The following is a 4,598-nucleotide window of genomic DNA, read 5'->3' as shown; positions in this document are numbered from 1 at the left end:
GGGGTGACTACACGAAAGTGACGTATCTGCACGGAAAGGGCGAACGGATAGCGAACGTCACGCGGCAAGTAGGGAGTTGACGGCGCGCAGCGGTCGCAAGGCGTCCGGATCGGGTTGATCTTCAACATTCCAGCTATAGTCACCGGTCAGCGAGATATGCTCCCAGCCCAATGGCGCGATGTGGCGTGCGATTTCGTCGGCTGTGCCGATGTCCGCCAGCGCCATTTCGAGATAGCGAGTGTTCCACAAGATGATGGCGGCGACGAGCAGGTTGAGGCCGGAGGCGCGATAGGTCTGGTTCTCGAACCGACGATCGCGCAGTTCGCCGAGCTGGTTGAAGAAGAGCGCGCGGGCGAGCGCGTTGCGGGCTTCGCCTTTGTTGAGGCCCGCCTGGGTGCGCCGGCGCAGGTCGATGTCGCGCAGCCAGTCGAGCATGAAAATGGAGCGTTCGAGGCGGCCCAGCTCGCGTAGTGCGAGGGCCAGTCCGTTCTGTCGCGGATAGGCGGACAAGCGGCGCAGCATTGCCGAAGCAGTGACGGTGCCGGTGCGGATCGACGTGGCGAACCGCAGCAGTTCGTCCCAATGCGCCGCGACATGACCCAATGCGATCGGTTCGGCCGTCATGCCGGCAAGCAAGGGGCCGGATTCTTGGCCGGGAAGGAGGTGTAAACGACGCTCCTTGATGTCGCGCAGGCGCGGCGCGAAGCGGTAGCCGAAGAAGGGCATGAGGCCGAACACATGGTCCGATGCCCCGCCCGTATCGGTGTAGTGCTCCTCGATCGTCAGGCCGGTCTGGTGATACAGCAAGCCATCCAGCACATAGGGCGCTTCGCCAGCGGTCGCCGCGATCACCCGACTTGCGAAGGGGTCATATCGATCCGAGACATGGGTGTAGAAGGCAACGCCTGGTTCGTTGCCGCTGCGCGCGTTGATGTCGCCGATCGCGGCCCCACGGCCCCCGGCATGAAATTGCTGTCCGTCGCTCGACGAAGTGGTGCCGTCTCCCCACAGCGCGGCGAGCGGCATGGCGCGATGGGCGTCGATCAGCCTTCCCAACGCTTCGCCATAGGCGGCTTCGCTGATGTGCCAGTCGTGAAGATGGGCGAGCTGACGCAGACTTGCGCCCCGGCAGGTTTCCGCCATGCGTGTGAGGCCGAGATTGATGCCATCGGCGAGGATGACCGTGAGCAGCGCATTGCGATCGTCGGCTTCCCGGCCCGAACGACGATGGATGAAGCATTCGCTGAACCCGGTCCAGGCATCGACCTCCAGCAGAAGATCGGTGATCTTCACGCGCGGCAGTCGATCATAGGCGGCGCGACGGGCAATCTCGGTGGCGGGCGGTGTTGCCGCCTTCAGCGGCGAGATGATGAGACCGTTTTCGTCAAGCTTAACCTGGGGCAGCTCCCCTTGCCGTGCAAGGACCGTTACCTGCTCGATCGCCGTGTCGAGCCTGGTGCGCCGTTCCTCGATATGGCGCTCGAAATCCGTTTCGATGGCGAGCGGCAACGGCCCCTTCTCGCGCAGCGCCGCAAAGGTCGCCGGCGGTATGAGATAGCTGTCGAAATCGCGAAACTGCCGGCTTCCCGCGACCCATATATCCCCGGCTCGCAACCGCTCGCGTAGTTGCGACAAGGCGCATAGTTCATAAGCGGCACGATCAACGATGCCATCCCGCAGGACGAACGGGCGCCATGCGGGCGGCACAAAGCGTAGCGGCACGCGATCAGGCAAGCGCCGTTTGCCGGTCCGATATAGCTCCGCGATGATGGCCAGCGCTGACAGGAGCCCCTGAACCGCGCCGGCGCCGCGAAACTCGAAGGCGTTGAGAAAAGCGCCGACAAAGAGCTTCACCGTCCGATGCCGCTCGATCAATTCGGCGGTGCGATCGACGGTTTCCGGTCGCCCGAGCACTTCGGCCTGCTCGACGGCCACGGCGAAGTGCTGCCAGTCCAGCGCCTCGATCTGCGCCAGAGAATCCACGCCCTTGCTGCGCGCGTCGATGAGGAGGCGGCAAGACCCCGTGAGCGTCCGGAGGTGGCCTTGCAACTCGCGCACCGTCTTGAGGGCTTTGTCGCGGGTCCGGTTCTCGGCGCGGCGCGCCATGCTGCCCAACAGCTTGTCGAACATCGTCAGGGTGGCGTCGGTCAGGCTTTCCTCAAGCCGGATGCCGGTTGCCGCCAGCGTCGCATGGCGGCGCAGGGCATTGAGTTCGCCAAGGTGCTGGGGTGTGATGCGGCTGCCTTCGTCCGCCAGCCTGTCAAAAGTCAAAGCCGGGATCATGTCGGCACGGGCGCGATCGAGGCCCAGCGCGCGGATATAGGCGAGCCGTTCGATCAGGCGCAGGATGTTGCGCGCTGCCGGCGATTGTGGCGCATTGCGCATCCAGGATAGCCATGTCGCGACCTGCCCCGGTCGTCGGGCCAGCAAATCGTCCAGGCCCTGAAGGGTGTCAGGCAGCAGGCCATTCGTGAGCACTTCATAGGTAAGCTGTTCGGCTTGCTGGCGCGCCCGCCGCAGCACCGCTTCGAGAATCGACGGAGAAGGCAGGAGGATCTGCAGGCGCCGGAGTTCATCGACGATGACGTCTGCCATCTGGCCGGGGTGTATGATGGTCTGCGCGATTGGGACCGAGAAGGCGACAACTTCACGGAAAGCGTTGCGGTCAAAAATCCTGAACCCGTGCGATCGTCGGATTTCGACGAGATGCTCGCGACGGGTCTGGTCCCGATGGGCATAATCCGCGAAGGCTGCCGGCGCGACGCCGAGTTGCTGCGCCACATAGGCGAGCACAGGAGCGGGCGGGACTTCGCCCGCTTCCAGCGCACGGCCAGGCCATCTCATATATAGCATGAGCATCGCATAGCCGAGCCGGGTGGCATCGCCGCGACGGCGGCCGACAATTTCCAGGTCGTCGCTGGTCAGCGTATAATGACGCGCGATCTCGCGCTCATCGAGCGGCGCGCCATAATGCCTCGCCCAGATTTCCAGGCTCACCAGTCGCCGTCTCGCCAAGCATCATCTCCTTCGCTTTGCGTGTCCGTCAGACGGTCCTCTGGCGGCCAACAGGAATATGTCCGTTAACTCTGGACCTGTAACGGCGATTCGGACAAGATCGCATAATGACGGGAAAACGGACAGGATCGGGCATCATGTGGCGCTGATCGGCTATGCGCGCGTCTCGACCGCAGACCAGAAGCTGTCGCTCCAGCTTGACGCGCTGAACACTGCCGGGTGCGACCGTATATTCGACGATCACGCATCCGGGGCAAAAGCCGATCGGCCTGGCCTAACCGAAGCGCTCGCCTATTTGCGCCCCGGCGACACGCTGGTGGTCTGGAAACTCGACCGCCTCGGCCGCTCGATGAGCCACCTGATCGAGAAGGTCGGCGAGCTTGCGGCGCGCGGCATCGGGTTCCGCTCACTCACCGAGAATATCGACACCACCACTTCGGGCGGCATGCTGGTGTTCAACATCTTCGGCTCGCTGGCCCAATTCGAGCGTGACCTGATCCGTGAACGCACTCATGCCGGCCTCAAGGCCGCACGCGAGCGGGGCAACAAGGGTGGTCGCCGGCCTGTCGTTACCCCCGACAAACTACGTAAAGCGCGGGCGCATATCGCAGCGGGCCTCACTGTTCGTGAGGCGGCGGCCCGGCTCAAGATCGGCAAAACCGCCCTATACAAGGCTCTGGAAAACGCGTGAAACCGCTGGCGATCAAGAACTCGTGGGTGCTGGTCACAGGGGCTTCGACCGGTTTGGGCAGAGCGTCCGCCCTCCGCTTGGCGGCATCGTACCAGGCCAAGCCCCTGATTGTTGGACGAAGGCTCGACAACTTGCGGGAGCTACAGACCGAAATTGACGAGCGGTTCAATGTGCCGTGCGAGATTATAGTGGCTGATCAACGTGAAATCGAGGGCAGGGAGAAAATCGCGGCTAAGGTTGCAGAATTGCAAGTAACAGCCGCTTTGTTGGTTGCCGGAATGACGAGCGTTGGTTCATTTGATGCAGGCCGTGCCGACACTTATGCCGAGGTAATTGAAACAAACATACTCGGTTTCACGGATTTGCTGGCTCGCCTGATTGCGATTTTCAGGGAGCAGCCGTTTGAATCCTCAGTAATCGCCGTGTCGAGCCTGGCGGGCGAAACATCCGTGCCCTTCCAAGCGGTCTACGGCGCGTCGAAAGCCTATGTAAGCACCCTCATGCGAGCGCTTTCCGTGGAGCTTGCCGGGACGGGAGTGAGTGTTGGGTCTTTTGCACCCGGTGGAATCGACACAGACATGGCTGCCCTCAGCGATTTGAAGTGGGGGAGGTTGGGTTTGATGGACGTTGACCGGTGCGCGGCCCATGCAGTCCACGCTCTGGTTTATCGGCAATCCTTCGCCATACCGGGGATGGGCAACCAGCTCACATATTTGGCGAGCAGGGTTCTACCTCGATCGTTGGTCAATCGGATTGCCGCCCTCCCATATCGGCGCCCGTAGGGCGGCACCACATAAAAGGGGCAGGAAAGCCTGCGAATAGCATCTGCTGGCATCGTACCGGATTTGTTCGCCCTTAGCGTGCAGATACGTCACTTTCGTGTAGTCACCCC

The 4,598-nt window shown here is 62.5% G+C and carries 3 protein-coding genes; 2 read left to right on the top strand and 1 reads right to left on the bottom strand.

The features are described from left to right. Positions 1–57: 57 nt before the first annotated feature. Positions 58–3,015 carry a Tn3 family transposase gene (locus ENE74_RS17965; RefSeq protein ID WP_031286087.1) on the bottom strand — a complete coding sequence of 986 codons (2,958 nt, stop codon included), beginning with the start codon at positions 3,013–3,015 and terminating at the stop codon, positions 58–60. Positions 3,016–3,154: 139 nt separating this feature from the next. On the opposite strand from ENE74_RS17965, the gene ENE74_RS17960 reads away from it, so the two are divergent. Both ENE74_RS17960 and ENE74_RS17955 read left to right on the top strand, forming a co-directional pair. Then, positions 3,155–3,706: a recombinase family protein gene (locus tag ENE74_RS17960; protein ID WP_004213210.1), complete on the top strand. Its 552-nt coding sequence runs from the start codon at positions 3,155–3,157 to the stop codon at positions 3,704–3,706. Further along, complete coding sequence (locus ENE74_RS17955; protein WP_004213209.1) at positions 3,703–4,488, top strand: SDR family NAD(P)-dependent oxidoreductase; 786 nt, start codon at positions 3,703–3,705, stop codon at positions 4,486–4,488. Before ENE74_RS17960 ends, ENE74_RS17955 begins: the two co-directional genes overlap by 4 nt. The last annotated feature ends 110 nt before the right edge of the window (positions 4,489–4,598 follow it).

The organism is Sphingobium algorifonticola (assembly GCF_004005485.1).
GTDB classification, from domain to species: domain Bacteria; phylum Pseudomonadota; class Alphaproteobacteria; order Sphingomonadales; family Sphingomonadaceae; genus Sphingobium; species Sphingobium algorifonticola.
This window is presented reverse-complemented; position numbering and strand designations above follow the sequence as displayed.